General features: G+C 49.7%; 21 protein-coding genes. 13 read left to right on the forward strand and 8 right to left on the reverse strand.

Going from position 1 to position 21,101, the window contains the following annotated elements; all coding sequences use genetic code 11:
• Positions 1-29: 29 nt before the first annotated feature.
• From FDX09_RS22605 to rimJ, 3 genes are read right to left on the reverse strand one after another with little or no spacing between them, the layout of a single operon-like run.
• Complete coding sequence (locus tag FDX09_RS22605; RefSeq protein WP_137347901.1) at positions 30-953, reverse strand: Gfo/Idh/MocA family oxidoreductase; 924 nt, start codon at positions 951-953, stop codon at positions 30-32.
• A gap of 1 nt (position 954) precedes the next feature.
• Positions 955-1,602, reverse strand: a complete 648-nt coding sequence (locus FDX09_RS22610) for a YceH family protein (RefSeq protein ID WP_069323312.1) — start codon at positions 1,600-1,602, stop codon at positions 955-957.
• A gap of 32 nt (positions 1,603-1,634) precedes the next feature.
• Entirely contained in the window at positions 1,635-2,219 is a 585-nt protein-coding gene (gene rimJ, locus FDX09_RS22615) for a ribosomal protein S5-alanine N-acetyltransferase (RefSeq protein WP_006685101.1), read from the reverse strand.
• Between the two features lie 259 nt (positions 2,220-2,478).
• On the opposite strand from rimJ, the gene mdtH reads away from it, so the two are divergent.
• The 9 genes from mdtH to FDX09_RS22660 all read left to right on the forward strand — a co-directional run bounded on the left by mdtH (position 2,479) and on the right by FDX09_RS22660 (position 9,224).
• Positions 2,479-3,687, forward strand: a complete 1,209-nt coding sequence (mdtH, locus tag FDX09_RS22620) for a multidrug efflux MFS transporter MdtH (protein ID WP_038639676.1) — start codon at positions 2,479-2,481, stop codon at positions 3,685-3,687.
• A gap of 114 nt (positions 3,688-3,801) precedes the next feature.
• Complete coding sequence (locus tag FDX09_RS22625) at positions 3,802-4,362, forward strand: lipoprotein (protein ID WP_038639673.1); 561 nt, start codon at positions 3,802-3,804, stop codon at positions 4,360-4,362.
• A gap of 105 nt (positions 4,363-4,467) precedes the next feature.
• Entirely contained in the window at positions 4,468-5,514 is a 1,047-nt protein-coding gene (pyrC, locus tag FDX09_RS22630; protein WP_137347902.1) for a dihydroorotase, read from the forward strand.
• Between the two features lie 66 nt (positions 5,515-5,580).
• On the forward strand, positions 5,581-5,826 hold the full coding sequence (gene dinI, locus FDX09_RS22635) for a DNA damage-inducible protein I (RefSeq protein ID WP_006685106.1): 246 nt from the start codon (positions 5,581-5,583) through the stop codon (positions 5,824-5,826).
• Positions 5,827-6,166: 340 nt separating this feature from the next.
• The gene (gene bssS / locus FDX09_RS22640) at positions 6,167-6,421 is read left to right on the forward strand and encodes a biofilm formation regulator BssS (protein ID WP_003036154.1); all 255 of its coding nucleotides are present in this window, start codon (positions 6,167-6,169) and stop codon (positions 6,419-6,421) included.
• 114 nt (positions 6,422-6,535) lie between these two features.
• Positions 6,536-7,654, forward strand: coding sequence for an N-methyl-L-tryptophan oxidase (gene solA, locus FDX09_RS22645; protein WP_121528873.1), 1,119 nt, complete (start codon positions 6,536-6,538; stop codon positions 7,652-7,654).
• Positions 7,655-7,704: 50 nt separating this feature from the next.
• Complete coding sequence (locus tag FDX09_RS22650) at positions 7,705-7,818, forward strand: YceO family protein (RefSeq protein ID WP_003036148.1); 114 nt, start codon at positions 7,705-7,707, stop codon at positions 7,816-7,818.
• Between the two features lie 262 nt (positions 7,819-8,080).
• Positions 8,081-8,647 (forward strand): cytochrome b, encoded by a 567-nt coding sequence (locus tag FDX09_RS22655; RefSeq protein WP_121528872.1) that lies wholly within the window; start codon positions 8,081-8,083, stop codon positions 8,645-8,647.
• A gap of 1 nt (position 8,648) precedes the next feature.
• Complete coding sequence (locus tag FDX09_RS22660; RefSeq protein ID WP_038639660.1) at positions 8,649-9,224, forward strand: YceI family protein; 576 nt, start codon at positions 8,649-8,651, stop codon at positions 9,222-9,224.
• Between the two features lie 48 nt (positions 9,225-9,272).
• Here the strand turns inward: FDX09_RS22660 and FDX09_RS22665 are convergent, their stop codons facing one another.
• Positions 9,273-10,325: a rhodanese-related sulfurtransferase gene (locus FDX09_RS22665; RefSeq protein WP_087857791.1), complete on the reverse strand. Its 1,053-nt coding sequence runs from the start codon at positions 10,323-10,325 to the stop codon at positions 9,273-9,275.
• 220 nt (positions 10,326-10,545) lie between these two features.
• Here FDX09_RS22665 and FDX09_RS22670 point away from each other — a divergent pair, with 220 nt between their 5' ends.
• Both FDX09_RS22670 and mdtG read left to right on the forward strand, forming a co-directional pair.
• Positions 10,546-11,466, forward strand: coding sequence for a Kdo(2)-lipid IV(A) acyltransferase (locus tag FDX09_RS22670; RefSeq protein WP_038639653.1), 921 nt, complete (start codon positions 10,546-10,548; stop codon positions 11,464-11,466).
• A gap of 155 nt (positions 11,467-11,621) precedes the next feature.
• The gene (gene mdtG / locus FDX09_RS22675; RefSeq protein ID WP_137347903.1) at positions 11,622-12,842 is read left to right on the forward strand and encodes a multidrug efflux MFS transporter MdtG; all 1,221 of its coding nucleotides are present in this window, start codon (positions 11,622-11,624) and stop codon (positions 12,840-12,842) included.
• Between the two features lie 64 nt (positions 12,843-12,906).
• Here the strand turns inward: mdtG and FDX09_RS22680 are convergent, their stop codons facing one another.
• Entirely contained in the window at positions 12,907-14,238 is a 1,332-nt protein-coding gene (locus FDX09_RS22680; RefSeq protein WP_137347904.1) for a sensor domain-containing diguanylate cyclase, read from the reverse strand.
• A gap of 689 nt (positions 14,239-14,927) precedes the next feature.
• Between FDX09_RS22680 and FDX09_RS22685 the strand changes: the two genes are divergently transcribed.
• On the forward strand, positions 14,928-15,305 hold the full coding sequence (locus FDX09_RS22685) for a MysB family protein (RefSeq protein ID WP_038643106.1): 378 nt from the start codon (positions 14,928-14,930) through the stop codon (positions 15,303-15,305).
• On the opposite strand, the gene FDX09_RS22690 is transcribed toward FDX09_RS22685, so the two are convergent.
• The 3 genes from FDX09_RS22690 to mdoG all read right to left on the reverse strand — a co-directional run bounded on the left by FDX09_RS22690 (position 15,306) and on the right by mdoG (position 19,666).
• A complete protein-coding gene (locus tag FDX09_RS22690; protein WP_038639644.1) occupies positions 15,306-15,533 on the reverse strand; it encodes a YceK/YidQ family lipoprotein in 228 nt (75 codons plus the stop codon).
• A gap of 76 nt (positions 15,534-15,609) precedes the next feature.
• The gene (gene mdoH, locus FDX09_RS22695; RefSeq protein WP_038639642.1) at positions 15,610-18,138 is read right to left on the reverse strand and encodes a glucans biosynthesis glucosyltransferase MdoH; all 2,529 of its coding nucleotides are present in this window, start codon (positions 18,136-18,138) and stop codon (positions 15,610-15,612) included.
• Positions 18,131-19,666 carry a glucans biosynthesis protein MdoG gene (mdoG, locus tag FDX09_RS22700; RefSeq protein WP_087857802.1) on the reverse strand — a complete coding sequence of 512 codons (1,536 nt, stop codon included), beginning with the start codon at positions 19,664-19,666 and terminating at the stop codon, positions 18,131-18,133. The genes mdoH and mdoG overlap by 8 nt, the downstream gene beginning before the upstream one ends.
• 270 nt (positions 19,667-19,936) lie before the next feature.
• Between mdoG and mdoC the strand changes: the two genes are divergently transcribed.
• The gene (mdoC, locus tag FDX09_RS22705) at positions 19,937-21,097 is read left to right on the forward strand and encodes a glucans biosynthesis protein MdoC (RefSeq protein WP_121528871.1); all 1,161 of its coding nucleotides are present in this window, start codon (positions 19,937-19,939) and stop codon (positions 21,095-21,097) included.
• Positions 21,098-21,101: the final 4 nt, after the last annotated feature.

A 21,101-nucleotide genomic window follows, 5' to 3' on the forward strand; every position in this document is an offset into this window, starting at 1 on the left:
GAATTACTACCGCCAGATGTTACAGGCGGTTATTCAGCCATCGCCTCCCGCCATAGCTTTTCGACAACACGCTGGGCCAGTAGCGCCTGCTCGCCTGCCGTCTGAGGAACCGTCTGATTTTGCACACACTCCATGAAATGCCGCGCACATCCGGCAAAACCTCGCTGTTCTAAGGTCGTTTGCCAGCCTGCTACCGGCTTGTGTACGACACCTTGCCCACGTTCTTCCCGCCATTCCCGCATATCTGTGACGTCAATCAGTCCCCCATCGGTCACCGCCTGAACGCACTCCCGCTGGCTACCGGCACGCCGATGCATACTGGTTGTTATCTGTAGCTGATCGACAGAAAAATGGTGCTCGGCGTAGAGCATCGCGCCAGCGTCATTAGTCAGCAAAGTACCGCTATTTAACTGCGCCTTCCCTCCTGCCAACCACAACGCAGTATCGACCACGTGCAGATAGTCATCCAGCAGAGTGAAACGCAGGTCATGCGGCCCCACGCTGTCCGAACGATGCTTATCCATACGCACAGACGCTGCGTTGCCCAACTGGGCTTTGAGATCCTGATACAGCGGCGCAAATCGGCGGTTAAAGCCGACCATCAACGCCAGTTTTTTCCGCGCGGCCAGCTCGACCAGTTGTTCAGCCTCACGCAGGTTTTCTGCCAGCGGTTTATCCACACACACATGGACCCCGGCATTCAGGAGTTCACTGACCACCGCAAAATGCGTCGCGGTGCTGGAATGGACGAAAACCGCGTCGCAGGTTTTCGCCAGATTCACCAGGGAGTCAACGTAGGGTATGCGCCAGGTCTCACAGACACGCAGCGCTTTTTCCCGCGAAGGTGAAAACGCGCCTTGCAGCGTCCAGTCAGCGGAACTGCCCAGTACGGGCAGCCAGGCTTTTTGCGCAATGCCACCCAGACCGACAACACCGATACGTAATTTATTCACGTTAGTCTCCCAGGTGCGCCAACAAAGAATCCAGCCGCTGCTTAAGTTCCGCGACTTCTGTTTCCAGGGCTTCAACGCGCGCCTGCAGATCGCCAGACGCGACCGGGAGTTCATCTGCCGCAGCGATGGGCTCATCAACATCACCGCAAAACAGGTGCATATAGCGACTTTCGCGTTTACCCGGCTCGCGCGCCAGACGGATCACATAAGGGCCATCTTCACGGGTCGCCAGTTTTTCCAGCGTCGACTCCACTTCAGCCATATCGCGGAATTCGTACATTCGCGAAGCACGGCTTCGCAGTTCGCCCGGCGTTTGCGCGCCGCGCAGCAACAGCGTGGTGACCAGCGCCACCTCGCCTGCGCTGAGTTTCAGATTGCCAAATTCAGAGTTGCAGAAACGCTGCTCATATTTCGTGACGCGATTGCCAAAGCCGCTCACCGTACGCAGAAAATGCCGCTTCACCAGGTTATCAAGCTGATCCTGCACTTCCGATTCCGACAGATTCATCACCGGTTCACGATTCGTTTTTTGATTGCAGGCGGTGACGACGCCATTGACAGAAAGCGGATACTGTTCGGGCGTGGTGACCTGTTTTTCCAGTAAACAGCCAATCACGCGTGCTTCGGTGGCGGTTAATTCGTATTTCATCGTCTTCTCCATTATTCAGGCTAACCTGAAACTTAGCGGCCAGGGGTCCATTCTGATGTGGTCAACGCCGTCAGCACATGATCGCGCCACTGCCCGTCAATCAGCAGGTAATCTTTGGCATACCCTTCTTTTTCAAAACCGAGTCGCGCCAGCAAGTCACCACTACGTTTATTGTGCGGCATATAGTTCGCCATAATGCGGTGAATATGCTGCGTGCGCTGCATATAACGAATGGCCGAGGTTAAAGCTTCGTACATCAGCCCCTGCCCCTGCCACTTTTGCGCAATGGAATAACCAAGATAACAAGCGTGGAAAGATCCCCGCACCACGTTCGAGAAGTTCGCGACGCCGATAATCTCTTTTTCTTCCGGATCGAGCAGCGCAAAATAATACGCGGTGCCTTGTTTATGAAACTCAGAGATCATACTCAGACGCGCCTGCCAGCCGGAGGGATAACAGTGGCTTTCATCGCGAATAGGTTCCCAGGGTTTTAAGAAATGACGATTTTCTGCGTAATAATCTGCCAGACGCCAGGCATCACGCTCGTGCACTAAACGCACGACCAGGCGGTCCGTGGTTAAGCGCACTTTTGGCACGTTACTGCGATAGCCAAACATTCTATACCTACTCCTTCCCGTAACGTCTTCAATACGCTATTCGCGATACTATACCTGTGCAAATATGCCCTTTGAAAAGAGCAAATTGCCATTTTTTGAATTATTCACACATTTTGATGAAAACTCTCTATCAAGACGGACTTTTGATAAAAAAATATTGTCCCGCCAAGGGTGGGAAAAGCGATGACGACACCGCAGAATAGGAGATGCTTATCTTTTAAACTCTAACCAGAGTGACGAGTTTTTCCCGGGAGGGGAAATGTCGCAAGTCTCGCAGGCAAGGAACCTGGGTAAATACTTCCTTCTCATCGATAATATGCTGGTCGTGCTGGGCTTCTTCGTCGTTTTCCCGCTGATCTCAATTCGCTTCGTCGACCAAATGGGCTGGGCTGCCGTTATGGTCGGGATCGCGTTAGGATTGCGTCAATTTATTCAGCAGGGTCTGGGTATTTTTGGCGGCGCTATTGCTGACCGTTTCGGCGCAAAACCGATGATCGTCACCGGTATGCTGATGCGCGCCGCCGGGTTCGCCACCATGGGTATTGCCCACGAGCCGTGGCTGCTGTGGTTTTCCTGTTTTCTTTCCGGGCTGGGCGGCACGCTGTTCGACCCTCCCCGTTCGGCGCTGGTGGTCAAACTGATCCGCCCTGAAAAGCGCGGGCGTTTTTTCTCTATCCTGATGATGCAGGATAGCGCAGGCGCCGTGGTTGGCGCGTTACTTGGCAGTTGGCTGTTACAGTACGATTTCCGCCTGGTCTGCGCGACAGGAGCCATTTTGTTTGTTCTGTGCGCGGCGTTTAACGCCTGGCTACTCCCGGCATGGAAATTGTCGACGGTGAAAATTCCGGTACGTGAAGGGATGGGCCACGTGATGCATGACAAACGTTTTGTCACCTATGTGCTGACGCTGGCGGGTTATTACATGTTGGCGGTACAGGTCATGTTAATGCTGCCAATCATGGTGAACGACATCGCTGGCTCGCCTGCCGCCGTGAAATGGATGTATGCCATCGAAGCATGCCTCTCATTAACGCTGCTCTACCCTATTGCCCGCTGGAGTGAAAAACGTTTTCGCCTGGAACATCGCCTGATGGCCGGTCTGCTGGTGATGTCTCTGAGCATGATGCCCATCGGTCTGGTCGGCAATTTACAGCAGCTATTCACGCTGATCTGCACCTTCTATATCGGCTCGATCATCGCCGAACCGGCGCGTGAAACCCTGAGCGCCTCGCTGGCCAATGCACGGGCGCGAGGAAGTTACATGGGCTTCAGCCGACTTGGGCTCGCCATCGGCGGCGCAATTGGTTATGTCGGCGGCGGCTGGCTGTTTGATATGGGCAAAGCCCTGGCGCAGCCTGAATTGCCATGGATGATGCTCGGTATTATCGGCTTCATCACCTTCCTGGCTTTGGGCTGGCAATTCAGCCACAAACGCCCGACGCGCGGCATGCTGGAACCCGATGCCTGATAGCTAATCCGGCGCACGAGCACTTTTCAGTTTTTTCTGCTGGTGCCCGGGGCGCTGGTACTCGATGATGCTTTGTGTCACGATTACGCCATATGCATCATGTTGAGGACTCCCATGAAAAAGCTTTTTTTTGCCGCTGCACTGATTGTCGGCGGCCTGTTGGTTGGTTGTAATCAACTCACGCAATATACGGTTAGCGAGCAAGAGATTAATCAGGCGCTGGCGAAGCATAATAACTTTTCAAAAGATATCGGTTTGCCCGGCGTCGCTGAAGCACACATCGTACTGAGCAATCTCGCCAGTCAGATAGGGCGTGAAGAGCCTAATAAAGTGACTCTGACGGGTGATGCCAATCTGGACATGAATTCCCTGTTTGGCAGTCAGAAAGCCACCATGAAGCTGAAACTTAAAGCGCTACCGGTCTTCAATAAAGAGAAAGGCGCGATTTACTTGCAAGAGATGGAAGTCGTGGACGCGACCGTCACACCTGAAAAAATGCAGTCGGTGCTACAAACGCTGATGCCGTATTTAAACCAGTCGCTGCGTAATTACTTTAACCAACAGCCTGCCTATGTTCTGCAGGACGACAGCAGTCAGGGTGAAGCGCTGGCGAAAAAACTGGCGAAAGGTATAGAAGTGAAACCGGGCGAAATCATCATCCCATTCACCGACTAATAAACCAGAGGGCGCTGATGCGCCCTTTTTTTTCGTGCAAACGAAAACGTTTCCGCTTATCCTTTGTTTCCGGCAAAAAAGACAATCCTCAGCCGGAGCATATTGATGACTGCACCATCCCAGGTTTTAAAGATCCGCCGCCCAGACGACTGGCATCTTCACTTTCGCGATGGCGACATGTTAAAAACTGTCGTGCCCTATACCAGCGAAATTTACGGCCGCGCCATTGTCATGCCGAACCTGGCACCGCCCGTCACCACAGTTGATGCAGCTATCGCTTATCGCCAACGCATTCTTGATGCGGTACCTGCCGGACACGACTTCACGCCCTTAATGACCTGTTATTTAACGGATACATTGGATCCCAATGAGCTGGAGCGAGGTTTCAACGAAGGTGTGTTTACCGCCGCGAAACTCTACCCGGCGAATGCCACCACCAACTCAACGCATGGCGTAACCTCTATTGAAGCCATCATGCCTGTGCTGGAACGGATGGAAAAATTGGGTATGCCGCTATTGGTGCATGGTGAAGTGACACATGCGGATATCGATATTTTCGATCGCGAAGCACGCTTTATTGAGACGGTGATGGAACCGCTGCGTCAGCGGTTGACTGCGCTGAAAGTCGTGTTTGAACATATCACCACTAAAGATGCTGCCGAATATGTGCGGGATGGTAACGAGCTTCTCGCCGCCACCATTACGCCACAACATTTGATGTTTAACCGCAACCACATGCTGGTCGGCGGCATTCGTCCGCACCTGTATTGTCTGCCAATCCTTAAACGTAACGTCCACCAACAGGCGCTACGTGAGCTGGTCGCCAGCGGATTTAGCCGTGCATTCCTTGGTACCGACTCAGCGCCGCATGCCCGTCATCGCAAAGAATCCAGTTGCGGCTGTGCCGGGTGTTTTAACGCCCCGACCGCGCTGGGCAGCTATGCCACCGTATTTGAAGAGATGAATGCACTGAGCCATTTTGAAGCCTTCTGCTCACTCAATGGTCCGCAATTCTATGGTCTGCCGGTGAATGAGACTTTTATTGAGCTTGAACGCGTGGAGTACCATGTCCCGGAGAGCATTACGCTGGCAGATGACTCGCTGGTGCCTTTCCTGGGTGGCGAAACGGTACGCTGGTCAGTAAAAAGCTAAAAAAAAGTGTAGCCAGCTGATCTGAATAACTGTATAAATAAACAGTATATTCAACAGGGGGCTATTATGCGTATTGAAGTCACTATTGCCAAAACTTCACCTTTGCCTGCCGGTGCGATTGACGCATTGGCAGGTGAACTCTCCCGCCGTATTCATCATCATTTTCCGGATAACGAGGGTAACGTTACCGTCCGTTATGCCGGAGCTAACAATCTGTCGGTAATTGGCGCGACCAAAGAGGACAAAGAACGCATCAGCGAGATCTTGCAGGAGACCTGGGAAAGCGCGGATGACTGGTTTATCAATGAATAAATAATGATATGCAGTGATGTTTGTTTGCCGGGTCGCCCCGGCTTTTTTTTACACGCAGTTTTAAAAAAAATGCAGACTCCCCCTGGTGGCCATTTAATTTAATATTAATTCCCTGGTTATCTTTTAACCAGAACGACAAAATAATTGTGCAACTTGCTAAAAAAAAATGAATGACATGTTGCTTTATTAGTCAGATAACGCTGAAAACTATAAATTTATGCGCTGCCCTCTTTAAATTTTCAATGAATACCCTTATTTATTGATATACTGAAGTTGCTTCAGAAAAAAAATGCATTGAACCTCGAAAACCGTTGTCTAGTAACACGAATTAGGGGGCATGATGGAAAAGAATAATGAAGTCATTCAGACTCATCCGCTTGTAGGATGGGACATCAGCACCGTTGATAGCTACGACGCGCTGATGCTGCGTTTGCACTACCAGACCCCGAATCGACCGGACCCGGATGGGACTGAAGTTGGTCAAACGCTCTGGTTAACCACTGATGTTGCCAGGCAATTTATTTCGATATTAGAAGCAGGAATCGCCAAAATTGAATCCGGCGATTACCAGGTAAATGAGTATCAGCGCCATTAAATCTGATACATCCAACCATCAAAAGGCACCTTAACGGTGCCTTTCTTATTTCCCGGTTGAATATTCCAGGTCAGTTATTTACCCTGCTACTATCGCGATTGCAGAGAGAAGCGGATGAAATACGACTTAATCATTATTGGCAGCGGTTCCGTGGGTGCCGCAGCCGGATACTATGCCACTCGCGCCGGTCTGAACGTTCTGATGATCGATGCGCATATGCCACCACATCAACAGGGCAGCCACCACGGCGACACACGATTAATTCGTCATGCTTATGGCGAAGGTGAGAAATACGTTCCGCTGGTGCTGCGCGCGCAGACATTGTGGGATGAACTTTCCACTCAAAATGAAGAACCGATTTTTGTACGCACCGGGGTTATCAATCTGGGCCCGGCAGATTCAACTTTCTTAGCTACCGCAGCGCAAAGCGCGAAACAGTGGCAACTCAACGTCGAACATCTTGATGCCGCCGCCATCATGGCTCGCTGGCCCGAGATTCGCGTACCTGAAAATTATATTGGTCTGTTTGAAGCTGAGTCGGGCTTTTTGCGTAGTGAGTTAGCGATTAAAACCTGGATTCGTCTGGCTGAAGAAGCTGGCTGCGCACAGCTGTTTAAATGCCCGGTCACGGCTATTCATCATAGTGAAGATGGCGTCACAGTAGAAACCGCCGACGGTGACTACCACGCCAAAAAAGCCCTGGTCAGCGCCGGGACATGGGTACAGGCATTAGTACCGGAACTGCCGATACAGCCAGTGCGCAAAGTGTTCGCATGGTATCAAGCCGATGGCCGCTATAGCGTTAAAAATAACTTCCCGGCCTTTACCGGCGAGTTGCCAAATGGCGATCAGTACTACGGTTTTCCGGCAGAAAACGACGAACTAAAAATTGGTAAGCACAACGGCGGACAGGTAATTCACGCAGCCGAAGAGCGCAAGCCGTTTGCCGCTGTAGCCAGCGATGGCTCCGAAGCTTTCCCATTCCTGCGTACAGTTCTGCCCGGCATTGGCTGTTGTCTGCACGGTGCATCCTGCACTTACGATAATTCGCCGGATGAAGACTTTATCATTGATACGCTACCTGAACATGACAATACCCTGATCATCACCGGACTGAGCGGGCATGGCTTTAAGTTTGCCTCCGTACTGGGGGAAATAGCCGCGGACTTTGCGCAGGACAAACCGCCAGCCTTTGACCTGACGCCATTCAGGCTGAGTCGCTTTACGCGATAATGATTAATGGCCTCGTGGTGAGGCCATTTTTAATGACAGGAATAACATCGATGCGGCGCATCTTTCACTATCTGGTTAATAATATTCGTGAGCATCTTATGCTCTACATTATTTTATGGTCGCTGCTGGCAATTATGGATGTGATATATATTATGTTTTTCTGACCAGATCGCACTGACACTAATTGACAAAAACTGATATTTACTTAAATTTCATTGCAATAAACTGAATAAGAAAACCCTATCAACACCGTGTAATGATGCCCACCTTTTGCTCATTCTCTCTAATACCTTGATGATGACATCAATATTCAATCAATTTTATTGAATATGAAAATAAATATCATCATCATTGTTATTTATTAGTTGCATTAATGTCTTTTACGCGCCATTTTCATTTACTCCTGAAATATCTAACGGTGTACTTATGCAATTCACTAATAGTCCACAGCGCTATGGCGTGGTGTCTGTCGCATTGCACTGGCTGATGGCGATTGCTGTATATGGCATGTTTGCGTTGGGTTTATGGATGGTCACGCTCAGCTATTACGATGGCTGGTATCACCAGGCCCCTGAACTGCATAAAAGCATCGGGATCCTGCTCATGATGGGACTGGTCATTCGCGTTGTCTGGCGGTTGTTCTCCCCTCCCCCAGCTGCGCTGACAAGCTATTCCCGCTTAACCCGCATCGCAGCGGCAATGGGTCACCTTGCGCTCTACGCCCTGCTCTTTTCGATTGTTATCAGCGGTTATCTGATCTCGACCGCAGATGGCAAAGCGATAAGCGTATTTGGTTGGTTTGATATTCCCGCCACCCTTGCCAACGCGGGCGCTCAGGCCGACCTTGCCGGCAGCCTGCACCTGTGGCTGGCATGGACCGTGGTGGTTTTATCGCTTCTTCATGGGCTTATGGCCCTGAAACATCACTTTATCGATAACGACGATACCCTGAATCGCATGTTGGGAAAATCGTCATCTGACTATGGAGCTTAAAATGAAAAAAAACCTGCTGGGATTGACACTCGCCTCTCTGTTATTCACGACCGGATCGGCTATGGCGGCAGATTACAAAATTGACAAAGAGGGACAGCATGCCTTTGTTAATTTCCGTATTCAGCATCTGGGTTACAGCTGGCTGTACGGCACCTTTAAAGATTTCGACGGTACGTTCACCTTTGATGAAAAAAATCCCGCAGCCGATAAGGTTAACGTCACCATCAACACCAACAGTGTTGACACCAACCACGCCGAACGCGACAAGCACCTGCGTAGCGCGGATTTCCTTAACGTGGCTAAATTCCCGCAGGCGACCTTTAGCTCCACCAGCGTGAAAAAAGAGGGGAACGACCTCGATATCACCGGTAACCTGACCCTGAATGGCGTCACCAAACCAGTGACGCTGGACGCGAAGTTGATCGGTCAGGGTGGCGATCCATGGGGTGGTACGCGCGCCGGTTTTGAAGCGCAAGGTAAGATTAAACTCAAAGACTTCAATATCACCACCGATCTCGGCCCTGCTTCACAGGAAGTCGATTTAATTATCTCAGTGGAAGGTGTGCAGCAGAAGTAACGCATAAATGTTGCCGGATGAGGCGATAGCCATCATCCGGCAACATTTTTATTGCGCGGGATCCGGAATACCCAGTTTGGTATTCAGACGACCGCGGGATTTATTAAAGATTTTGTTGCCATTTTCACGCCCGGCGCGACGACGTCGTTGCTCTTCTTCCGGCAACTCACTCTCTTCGCAACACAGCTCACTACAGCAGCCTTTATACTTCTGCGCGCAAGCCGGGCACTGAATAAACAGCAGATGGCAGCCATCATTTTTACAATTAGTGTGGCTGTCGCATGCGGTTCCGCACTGATGACAATGCGCGATAACATCTTCAGAGATCCTTTCGCCCATACGCTCATCAAAAACGAAATTTTTGCCGATGAAACGTACCGGAAGCCCCTGTTCACGCGCCTTGCGGGCATATTCAATAATCCCCCCCTCAATGTGCCAGACTTTGCTAAATCCGTTATGTTTCATCCAGGCGCTGGCCTTCTCACAGCGGATCCCGCCCGTGCAGTACATAACTATTTTTTTATCTTTATGCGCCTGCATCATTTCAACCGCTTTCGGCAACTGGTCACGGAACGTGTCTGCCGGGATCTCCAGCGCATTCTCGAAGTGCCCCACCTCATATTCATAGTGGTTGCGCATATCAATGAATACCGCGTCAGGATCGTCCAACATGGCGTTCACTTCTGCCGCCTTCAGGTAATCACCCACGTCGCTGGCGTTAAAGTCAGGATCATCAATGCCATCCGCCACAATACGTTCGCGGACTTTCATGCGTAGCACCCAGAATGATTTTCCGTCATCGTCCAGGGCGATATTAAGACGTAATCCATCCAGTGCGGGATTGAACGCATACAACTGTTGGCGGAATGCATCCACGTTGCTTTGCGGCACGCTGATTTGCGCGTTAATGCCTTCATGGGCAAGATATACACGCCCGAACACATTCAGCGCAGTGAACAGTTGGTACAACGCATCACGCGTATGTTGCGGGTCATCGATGGTGAAATATTTATAAAACGAGATCGTCGTGCGCGGCTCAGTCTCGGCCAGCATTTTGGCTTTGAGCGCGTCGTTCGAAATGCGGTTGTGTAACACTGGCATGGTGTACGTATCCTGCAAATAGGGAGTAAATGAAAATCGGCGGCATCATAAAGCAAACATCGCCAATTTACATCCACACATTTTACGCTACATTTCTTACTTCACGATAAAAACGCAACAACAATTGCCGATTTAATCACCGTTCTCCCGTCACAAATTTTTGATACGCGCGAAAAAATGCGACAATACAGGGAATTGGTCGTTTGAAGACAGGATAGACATGACGAATTTACCCAAGTTTTCGGCTGCGCTACTGCATCCACGTTATTGGTTAACCTGGCTGGGTATTGGCATCCTTTGGTTAATCGTACAGTTGCCCTACCCGGTACTTTATAAGTTGGGCTGTGCATTAGGTCGTCTGGCGTTACGTTTGATGAAACGCCGGGCAAAAATCGTTTCACGTAATCTGGAGCTGTGCTTCCCGCAGATGAGTGAGCAGGAACGCCAGCAGATGGTCGTCAGGAACTTCGAGTCCGTCGGCATGGGCGTAATGGAAACCGGGATGGCCTGGTTTTGGTCCGATAAGCGCATTTCACGCTGGACAGAAGTGATCGGGATGGAACATATCCGTGACGTTCAGGCGCAAAAGCGGGGGATCCTGTTAGTCGGTCTGCACTTTCTGACCCTGGAACTGGGTGCGCGTCAGTTTGGTCTGCAGGAGCCTGGTATCGGTGTGTATCGTCCTAATGACAATCCGCTGCTCGACTGGTTACAGACCTGGGGACGCATGCGCTCTAATAAATCAATGCTTGATCGTAAAGACCTGAAAGGAATGATTAAAGCGTTGAAAAAAGGCGAAGTGGTCTGGTACGCGCCGGATCATGACTACGGTCCTCGCGCCAGCGTGTTTGTGCCGCTGTTTGCCGTTGAACAGGCCGCCACGACCTCCGGGACCTGGATGCTTTCACGCATGTCGAATGCGTGCCTGGTGCCATTTGTTCCTCGTCGTAAGCCCGACGGGAAAGGGTATCAATTGATTATGCTGCCGCCAGAATGTTCACCGCCGTTAGACGACGCGGAGACCACAGCTGCATGGATGAATAAGATCGTTGAGCAATGCATCATGATGGCCCCAGAACAATATATGTGGCTGCATCGTCGCTTCAAGACCCGTCCTGAAGGCGCCCCTTCCCTGTACTAAAACCCGGTTGCAGTCCAGTGGGCTGCAACCCTCTCCTGACTCGCTTTAGGTTTAACTGCTATCCACATTGCAGCAACTATCAACCGGGCGCATAATTAGTCTGCTTACTTATATTCAATCGATAGCGCATACAGCGCATCACACTGCGGATCGTTATGTCACCCTCAGATGCCCCCATAAACTGGAAACGCAACCTCACCGTTGCCTGGATAGGTTGTTTTTTAACCGGCGCAGCATTTAGCCTGGTCATGCCCTTTTTACCCTTGTACGTTGAGAGTCTCGGCGTCACGGGGCATAGCGCCCTGAACATGTGGTCAGGTCTGGTCTTCAGCATCACCTTTTTGTTTTCAGCCATCGCCTCCCCTTTTTGGGGTGGCCTTGCCGACCGCAAAGGGCGAAAAATCATGCTGCTGCGTTCCGCGTTGGGTATGGCTATTGTGATGCTACTGATGGGCCTGGCGCAAAATATCTGGCAGTTCCTGGTTCTGCGCGCGCTGCTCGGTCTGCTCGGCGGTTTCATTCCCAACGCCAATGCGTTGATCGCCACCCAGGTTCCACGCAATAAAAGCGGCTGGGCGCTGGGAACGCTCTCTACCGGCGGTGTCAGCGGCGCACTGCTAGGGCCGCTGGCAGGTGGACTACTCGCGGACCATTATGGATTGCGTCCCGTGTTCTTCATTACCGCCAGCGTACTGCTGTTCTGTTTTATCCTGACGCTATTTTTTATCCGCGAGCGTTTTCAGCCGGTAAGCAAGAAAGAGATGCTGCACATACGCGAAGTCGTGGCCTCGTTAAAAAACCCCAAACTGGTGCTGAGCCTGTTTGTCACTACCTTAATCATTCAGGTGGCGACCGGTTCTATTGCGCCAATCCTGACGTTATACGTGCGGGAGTTAGCCGGGAACGTCAGTAATATCGCGTTCATTAGTGGGATGATTGCCTCCGTACCCGGCGTAGCAGCGTTAATCAGTGCCCCAAGGCTTGGCAAACTCGGTGACCGGATTGGCCCGGAGAAGATTCTAATCGTCGCGCTGATTATTTCCGTGCTACTGCTGATCCCGATGTCATTTGTACAAACTCCCTGGCAATTGGGCGTTCTGCGTTTTTTATTGGGTGCTGCCGACGGTGCTCTGCTCCCGGCGGTGCAAACGCTGCTGGTTTATAACTCAACCAACCAAATAGCCGGGCGTATTTTCAGTTATAACCAGTCATTTCGCGACATCGGCAACGTAACGGGACCATTAATGGGGGCGGCAATATCCGCCAACTACGGCTTTCGCGCGGTCTTCTGCGTGACCGCGGGGGTTGTACTGTTTAACGCGATCTACTCGTGGAATAGTCTGCGCCGTCGCCGGAGTGCCGAGCTCGCTGGATAATTTGTATATATTGCCTGAACCCGAAGAGTAAACTTTGCGTTTTCAGGCAGTATTCATTTTACTTTTAATGATAGTAGTAACACACCTTATTTCTGCCAGAGTTTTTGGCGTCATACAGCGCAGCATCCGCATAAGAAACAACTTTATCCGCTGAGTCATCATCAACTTTAGTACAATATACACCGATGCTGATCGTCATCTTTTCTTTTAAATCATATGCATTAGGTATAGTCGTTCCATGCTCAACATTTCTTCTGATTCGTTCTGCAACGACAATAGCTTCATCTTTATCCTTGCACTTAAGAAGAATCGCAAACTCCTCGCCGCCGATGCGCGCAAAGATATCCGAATCTCTAACTGACTTGTTGATTATATCAACAATACTAATGATTACCCGATCCCCCTCCTGATGCCCATAGGTATCGTTAATGCGTTTAAATTTGTCGATATCCAAAACCATTACGCAAACCACGCCTTTCGCTAGCGATGCTTTTAACGATCTATAGAACAGTTTCCGGTTGTATATTTTGGTCATGGCATCTTTGATAGCCGAATCCGTTTCTTTTTTTAGAATGATAAAAGTGTTATACATTAAGATCGATATTATACAAAGGGTACTGATCACCTCAATCCCTCTGCTGATATACCAAATATACATACTATATTCATCTAAACTTAATAGCAGCACATTGGTTAATATTCCTGAGCAACACAGTAAGCCGATACTTTTCCATAAGATATTATGCGTTTTGGTTTTAATGACCAAATAGAGTAGAACCAATCCCCAGGCAACAATCAGAGAGTAAATGTAGCCAATATGCCAGTGTACGGTTATGTTGTCGGGTTTCAAGCTCGTAATCTCAAGGGTCATGCCCGGGTTATAACTGGCCAGGCTATGTGCCAGGACAGCGATAGCCAACATGATCAAAAATGCTACCGCTATATAGCATGGTTCTCTTTCTTTGGTTTCAAGGATTGTCGAAGATGCTTTATAAGATTTCAAGGATACAAATAATAAAGCAATAAAACTCAGCTGGCGAAAATAATAGAATATAGCGATATCGTTAGTTCTTTTTTCTATCGAAGTGTGATCATTGATTAAATCCTGAACGATATAGATAGTTTCCACAAAGAAAATATTATTGCTAAGAAATGCCATACCTAAGACTATGAGACATGTTAGATCTTTTCTGCATAAATACTGAAACAACATAAACAGGAAAATAATTCCATATAAAAAGAATAAACCTACTATGATAATCAAATATATTGTTTGCGGAACACTTTGTATTGTTAATTTAAACTGTGTAAGACATAACCCACCAAGAATATAGCTGATTAAGCAAGTTATATAGAACGCCATCAACTTCCTGTTATTTGAATTACTGTTTTCCATAACATCCTTAGGAGTATTCTTGAGTTGGCATTTTATATAATAAAGCATAAGCATTTGCAATCTATATAGCCGTACAACTTCAGTGATATTTATTCATTTATTATTTAATGATTTTTTATCCATTTATAACACCTGGTATTAATCATCTATTATTATGTGTCCTTTTTTAAAACGCCTCACGCCATTAACAGATGTTGCACATAGCGGATACTTAGTCATTACCTTTCCGGCTCTTGAGTTCAGTATCTCTCAATAATTACCTCTGTGATTTTTTCACATTAATAAATATTTTTTCCTTTATTTTAATAAGGTTAGACATCCCCTCATCAGTACAATGGGCATTACCGCAAGCAAAAACACGAGTAAATACGTATTAAATCTGAAGATTCATTTATATAACAGTATCGTTTATTTATTTGATTTTCATTACGCCACTGCTAACCACACACATTACCTTTTTTTCTCAAATTCGCGGTCGTCCATTACGCCAACTTCAGTATCTCGCATTGTAAATTTTTCCATACCAATCGAAGACGTCATCATAAAACCCTGTCGTCGCTACCAACGGCTGGCATTCATTTAGGTTAGCTCTGCAGTCAATGGGTTTGACGCTCCGCGGATCGAGGTCTATAGATTGAATCATCACCATTTATTGTTCACCTTAGGAGAAGATTATGGCAAAGAATGACATGTATTTTTATGCCACGCTGGAAGAGGCTATTGATGCTGCTCGTGAAGTGTTTCTGGCAGATAACCCAGGTCTGGAGGCTGACGATGCCAGTGTTCAGCAGCTAAGCGTACAAAAATACGTGCTACAGGATGGCGACATTATGTGGCAAGCAGAATTCTTTGCCGATGAGGATGATGTCGATGGCGAATGTCTGCCAATGCTAAGCGGTGAAGCGGCGCAAAGCGTTTTTGATGGTGATTATGATGAGATTGAAATTCGTCAGGAGTGGCAGGAAGAAAACACGCTTCACGAATGGGACGAAGGTGAATTTCAGCTGGAGCCTCCCCTTGATACCGAAGAGGGTCAGACCGCAGCTGATGAATGGGATGAACGATAACTACTCGTAAGGCCCATGGTGAATGTCGAGCGGTAACAACAGCGTATCAAACACCAGCGAAAACGGCAGGTCGAGGATGGTGACGTAGCGCCATGCGGAATCCCGGACATCCCACTGTACGCCCGGATAGTATTGGTTGCCATGCCCTTGTCCTGGGATGGTCCGGCTAATGATGCTGCCGCATCCGCTCAGGAACAAGACCATTATCGCCACTGCCACTATTCGCATCTGGTACCCCATGACTCTTTTTATTCAGTATAAAAAAATACCGGCACCAGGCCGGTATTTTCACATTACAGAACGCTTATTTTTTCCTGAGCGCTAACGGATTCAGGGTCAGCCCCTGATAGTAATTCACCCACGAAGAATACTTATCAGGTGAATTCCAGACGCGATAATGCAAACGCGCCATGGTCACCGGATCGCTTAACAGCACAAGGCGACGATCGCGATTCAGTTTCTCCGGCGTTTCGTTCAGCGCCTGCTCCACATGACGGTCGCGTGCAATCTCAAGTACGTTACTCACACGGTGGCGAGCAGTCGCCATTGCCGTAGCCAGCGCGTTAAACGACGGGTTAAACACAGCATGCATAAAACCGTCGTCCAGCGTACGATTACGGTTCATTACCAGATAGGTATCTGTATCCACCAGCACCTGCGGCGGAGAGTACTCTTCCGGGATCAGGAACAGCTTCCAGCGTTTGGTTCGTAACCCAACCGTAGAACGACTGGAAATTACGGAAACAAACGGCGAGAGGATCAGCGAGAAGACAATCGGCGCCAGCCAGAACAGAAAACGCAGATCCAGCCAGGCCATACCCACAGCCCACACCAGCCCCAGCAAGAGCTGAGAACCGTGACGCATAAATGCTTCCCCCCACGGGGTGGAATCGTCATCACGCTGCGGCGAATTCCACACCACTTCCCAACCGAGGAATGCGCTCACCACGAAAACGGTATGAAACAGCATACGCACCGGCGCCAGCAGCACGGAGAACAGAACCTCCAGCAGCAACGACAGCGTGACGCGAATAAATCCGCCGTACTCTTTCGTCCCTTTACACCAGATAAGCAAAATACTCAGCAGCTTCGGCAGGAACAGCAGCACCATGGTGGAAGCAAACAGCGCGATCGCCAGTTCAGGACGCCACTGCGGCCAGACCGGGAATAGCTGCCGCGGTTGCAGGAAGTACTGCGGCTCCGTCAACGCATGGACTACCTGCAATGCGGTAGACAACGCGAGGAACATGAACCACAACGGCGCTGACAGATAGGACATAACGCCGGTCAGGAACACCGCGCGGTGAACCGGATGCATCCCCTTAACCAGGAACAGACGGAAGTTCATCAGGTTGCCATGACACCAGCGACGGTCACGCTTGAGCTCATCCAACAGGTTTGGCGGCAGCTCTTCATAAGAACCCGGCAGATCGTAAGCGATCCACACGCCCCAGCCGGCACGACGCATTAATGCCGCTTCCACGAAGTCATGGGAGAGTATCGAGCCTGCAAATGAACCTTCGCCAGGTAACGGCGCAAGCGCACAGTGCTCAATAAACGGCTTCACGCGAATGATGGCGTTATGCCCCCAGTAGTGCGATTCACCCAACTGCCAGAAGTGAAGCCCGGCGGTAAACAACGGGCCATAAACACGGGTCGCGAACTGCTGGCAACGCGCATACAGCGTATCCATACCGGAAGCCTTCGGTGAAGACTGGATAATCCCGGCGTTAGGATTCGCTTCCATCAGACGAACCAGACCGCTCAGACAGTCGCCGCTCATCACGGAGTCAGCATCCAGCACCACCATATAGCTGTACTGATTCCCCCAGCGGCGGCAGAAGTCATCGATGTTGCCGCTTTTGCGCTTCACACGACGACGACGACGACGGTAGAAAATCTGCCCTTCGCCCTGCACTTCGGCAATCAGTTCCATCCACGCTTTTTGTTCCGCTACGCAGATATCAGGATTGTAACTGTCGCTCAGGATGTAAACATCAAAATGCTCGGCGTTGCCCGTGGCTTTAACTGACTCCCACGTGGCGCGCAGCCCCGCGAATACGCGGTCAACGTCCTCGTTACAGATAGGCATAATCAGTGCGGTGCGGTGTTCAGGATTCAGTGGTTCGTCCCCGACCGTTGAGGCGGAGATACTGTACTTATCTCGCCCAATCAGCAGTTGCAGGAAGCCCATCAGCGCAGTCCAGAACCCTGCAGAGACCCAACAGAAAAGCACGGCAAACAAAATCAGGATCCCGGTCTGTAGCATATAGGGCAGCAATTGCATAAAGGAGACCCACAGGTCCTGCCCCATCATGTCGACCGGATTTATGAATGCCCAACCCTGATACGGAAGGATCGTCTTCATATACCAGGTTGCTACCACCGTTTGCGCCAGCGTTAAGATCAACAGCGTATAGCGGCGGATTGTGCCAACGGTACGCCATTTTTGCTCGCTCTCTTGTTCTTCTTTCGTCAAACGCGAAAGATAACGCGGAGTCACATCACGTCCACGCAGACGATCCCAAAAACGACCAACCGGGTTGGTACGCCAGGGATCGGGGAACATTGAGGTACGCGTTGCTTTAGGCATTGCCTGAAGCTGATCGCGTCCTTCATCGTCTTTAACCAACTGTTCTTTCGCCAGAGAATCTGGCCATGCTTGCTCAAGACGAGCTTTCACAGAACCCTGCGGTGAATCATCTTCGCGCGAGTAAGTACGATGCTCGGCATCCAGCGCCTGATGAACGGCGCGGATGTCAGTTTTCGGCAGGGCCGCTTTTTCGATATCCGAAAGCGGCATTGCGTCAATATACTCAGTAGTCTTATTCATTGGCAGGTAACTGGTAGCTCCAGGTTTCACTCAACGTCTGATCGGCATTGACCAGGGCTGCTCGCATTTCAGTGGTTTTCTTCACGTCTTTCACCTTCACACGCAGCATCAAACGCCAACCTTTAGTGACCGGGTTGTAACGCACGGTGTTTTCAACGATCTCGCCGTTGTCGCCAATGCTGGTTTGTGCGGTAACCGGGGTATCCTGTGGCAGCTTTTTCATGTCTGCGCCGGTAAAATCCACCACAAACGCGATAGTACCGTCTGGCTGACGAATCAGATTGGATTGTTTAACATCACCCGTAGAACGACGAGTCTGTTGTACCCAGGCATTTTCCGGCGCATGAAGCTTGTCTTCATCACGCGTGAACGTCAGGGAGTACTTGAAGTTCATCTCTTTGCCCGCTTCAGGCAGTTGATCCGGCGTCCAGTACGCAACGATGTTATCGTTCGTTTCATCGTTAGTCGGAATTTCAACTAACTCAATTTTACCTTTGCCCCAGTCACCTTTTGGCGTGATCCAGGCGCTTGGACGCAGGTCGTAACGATCGTCAATATCTTCAAAACGCGAGAACTGACGGCCACGCTGCAACAGACCGAAACCTTGCGGGTTTTCCATGGCAAAGCTGCTCACCGCGAGATGTTTCGGGTTGTTCAGCGGCCGCCAAATCCATTCGCCGTTGCCAGCGTGGATAGACAAACCATTAGAGTCATGCAGTTCCGGACGATAATTCGTTGCCGGAGAAGGCTGATTTGGGCCGAACAGGAACATACTGGTTAACGGCGCCACGCCCAGCTTGCCCACTTTGTCGCGCAGGTAAACTTTGGACTGAACATCAACAACCGTGTCGCGACCCGGAATAATGACAAAGCGATACGCTCCGGTTGCGCGCGGAGAGTCCAGCAAGGCGTATATGGTTAAACGTTTGTCAGTCGGTTTCGGACGTTCGATCCAAAACTCACGGAAGCGGGGAAATTCTTCACCAGAAGGGAGAGCGGTATCGATCGCGAGACCGCGCGCAGACAGACCGTAGACCTGGCCTGCGCCGAGAACGCGGAAATAGCTGGCCCCGAGCATGCTGACGATTTCATCGTTTTTATCTTTGCTGTTGATCGGATACAGCACTTTGAACCCGGCGAAACCGAGATCTTTTACCGTGTCTTTATCATGCTGAACATCGCCAAAATTAAAGTAATCCGGGCTATATTTGATTCTTTTCACCGCAGTGGCGGTAACTTCGTTGATTTTGACCGGCGTGTCGAAGTACATACCCTGGTGGTAGAATTCGAGCTTAAATGGGGTCTTGAGATTGCTCCAGTAGGCTTTATCGCGATTAAACTGGATCTGCTGATAATCCGCATATTTCATGTCGCGGAAAACGGAGGGCAAGTTACTTTTTGGCGCCTCATAGCCTTTACCGGCTAAGGATTGAGCTTGTTTTGCAACATCATCAATGCTGAACGCCCAGCTCGATGATGTGTACAGCGTTAACATGACTGCTGCACCCAACCAACGCATTTTCATCATTTGTAGTTTATGTTTCATAATTAGTAAGCACTTCCCCCTTTGTGTGCTTATATTGATCCGATCCATTTTAATGGATAATCGGGTATTCCGACAACTGAATCCCTGTATTGTTCGCGCGCTGGCTCATGCTTTAAGCAGCTTTGTCTGCTGTTTTCACTTTGCGTGCTTATCCTGGAGACAGGTTGTTGGACTTCGTGTAGGGTTGGCCTCGAATGTAACCATTATTCGTCTTAGGGATAAGACGAAAAGTCTGAGAATACGTAACTGTCTATGAGCCCTGTATCACCACCACGTGAATATTTTCTTGACTCCATCCGTGCCTGGCTAATGTTGTTAGGGATCCCCTTCCATATTTCTTTGATCTACTCCACTCATACATGGCATGTGAACAGCGCAGAGCCGTCATGGTGGTTGACCCTTTTTAACGATTTTATCCATGCATTTCGCATGCAGGTTTTCTTTGTTATTTCGGGTTACTTTTCGTACATGTTATTTTTGCGCTATCCGCTAAAGCGGTGGTGGAAGGTGCGTGTCGAACGCGTGGGAATCCCGATGCTGACGGCGATTCCATTGCTTACGCTGCCGCAATTTATCATGCTGCAATACGTGAAGGGCAAAGCAGACAGTTGGCATACTCTCAGCGGGTACGAAAAGTACAACACGCTGGCCTGGGAGCTTATTTCCCATCTGTGGTTTTTACTGGTTCTGGTGGTTTTAACGACCGTAAGCATGTGGGTATTTACCCAGATGAAAAATAAGACGATGCGTAGCGAAGGTGCTAACCCCTCTGCTGTGTCGATGACCAAATTAACGCTGATTTTTATTTTATTGGGTGTCGGTTATGCCACCGTCAGAAGGACGATTTTCATCCTCTACCCTTCAATTCTCAGCGATGGCATGTTTAATTTTATTGTTATGCAAACGCTGTTCTATATACCTTTCTTTATGCTCGGCGCGCTGGCGTTTATCAACCCTAATCTGAAAGCGCTGTTTACCAGGTCATCGCGTGGCTGCACGATAGGCGCCGCATTGGCGTTTGTCGCTTACCTGCTCAATCAACGTTATGGCAATGGCGATGCCTGGATGTATGAAACCGAATATGTCATCACCATGGTCATGGGACTGTGGATGGTGAACGTCGTCTTTTCGCTTGGCCACCGTTTGCTGAATTTCCAGTCGGCCCGCGTGACCTATTTTGTCAACGCGTCACTGTTTATCTATTTAGTGCACCACCCTTTGACGCTGTTTTTTGGCGCGTATATCACACCGCATATCTCATCGAATCTACTGGGCTTTTTGTGCGGCCTGCTGTTTGTGGTGGGGATTGCGGTGATACTGTACGAACTCCATTTGCGCATACCGGTGCTGAAGTTTCTCTTTTCGGGTAAACCGGCCGTTAAGCAAGATAAAAATAAAGCTGTCGCTGGTTAATTTT

Origin of the sequence: Citrobacter sp. wls717, assembly GCF_005280955.1 — a bacterium.
In the GTDB taxonomy this organism is placed as follows: domain Bacteria; phylum Pseudomonadota; class Gammaproteobacteria; order Enterobacterales; family Enterobacteriaceae; genus Citrobacter; species Citrobacter werkmanii.

Bases quoted from the DNA above. Each gene is read 5' to 3' on its own strand.
- mdoH (WP_038639642.1), bottom strand. From the start codon at position 18,138: ATGAATAAGACTACTGAGTATATTGACGCAATGCCGCTTTCGGATATC.
- FDX09_RS22625 (WP_038639673.1), top strand. From the start codon at position 3,802: ATGAAAAAGCTTTTTTTTGCCGCTGCACTGATTGTCGGCGGCCTGTTG.
- FDX09_RS22680 (WP_137347904.1), bottom strand. From the start codon at position 14,238: ATGGAAAACAGTAATTCAAATAACAGGAAGTTGATGGCGTTCTATATA.
- FDX09_RS22610 (WP_069323312.1), bottom strand. From the start codon at position 1,602: ATGAAATACGAATTAACCGCCACCGAAGCACGCGTGATTGGCTGTTTA.
- FDX09_RS22665 (WP_087857791.1), bottom strand. From the start codon at position 10,325: ATGCCAGTGTTACACAACCGCATTTCGAACGACGCGCTCAAAGCCAAA.
- solA (WP_121528873.1), top strand. From the start codon at position 6,536: ATGAAATACGACTTAATCATTATTGGCAGCGGTTCCGTGGGTGCCGCA.
- mdoC (WP_121528871.1), top strand. From the start codon at position 19,937: ATGAGCCCTGTATCACCACCACGTGAATATTTTCTTGACTCCATCCGT.
- pyrC (WP_137347902.1), top strand. From the start codon at position 4,468: ATGACTGCACCATCCCAGGTTTTAAAGATCCGCCGCCCAGACGACTGG.
- bssS (WP_003036154.1), top strand. From the start codon at position 6,167: ATGGAAAAGAATAATGAAGTCATTCAGACTCATCCGCTTGTAGGATGG.
- FDX09_RS22685 (WP_038643106.1), top strand. From the start codon at position 14,928: ATGTATTTTTATGCCACGCTGGAAGAGGCTATTGATGCTGCTCGTGAA.
- mdtH (WP_038639676.1), top strand. From the start codon at position 2,479: ATGTCGCAAGTCTCGCAGGCAAGGAACCTGGGTAAATACTTCCTTCTC.
- FDX09_RS22690 (WP_038639644.1), bottom strand. From the start codon at position 15,533: ATGCGAATAGTGGCAGTGGCGATAATGGTCTTGTTCCTGAGCGGATGC.
- dinI (WP_006685106.1), top strand. From the start codon at position 5,581: ATGCGTATTGAAGTCACTATTGCCAAAACTTCACCTTTGCCTGCCGGT.
- mdoG (WP_087857802.1), bottom strand. From the start codon at position 19,666: ATGATGAAAATGCGTTGGTTGGGTGCAGCAGTCATGTTAACGCTGTAC.
- mdtG (WP_137347903.1), top strand. From the start codon at position 11,622: ATGTCACCCTCAGATGCCCCCATAAACTGGAAACGCAACCTCACCGTT.
- FDX09_RS22670 (WP_038639653.1), top strand. From the start codon at position 10,546: ATGACGAATTTACCCAAGTTTTCGGCTGCGCTACTGCATCCACGTTAT.
- FDX09_RS22655 (WP_121528872.1), top strand. From the start codon at position 8,081: ATGCAATTCACTAATAGTCCACAGCGCTATGGCGTGGTGTCTGTCGCA.
- rimJ (WP_006685101.1), bottom strand. From the start codon at position 2,219: ATGTTTGGCTATCGCAGTAACGTGCCAAAAGTGCGCTTAACCACGGAC.
- FDX09_RS22650 (WP_003036148.1), top strand. From the start codon at position 7,705: ATGCGGCGCATCTTTCACTATCTGGTTAATAATATTCGTGAGCATCTT.
- FDX09_RS22660 (WP_038639660.1), top strand. From the start codon at position 8,649: ATGAAAAAAAACCTGCTGGGATTGACACTCGCCTCTCTGTTATTCACG.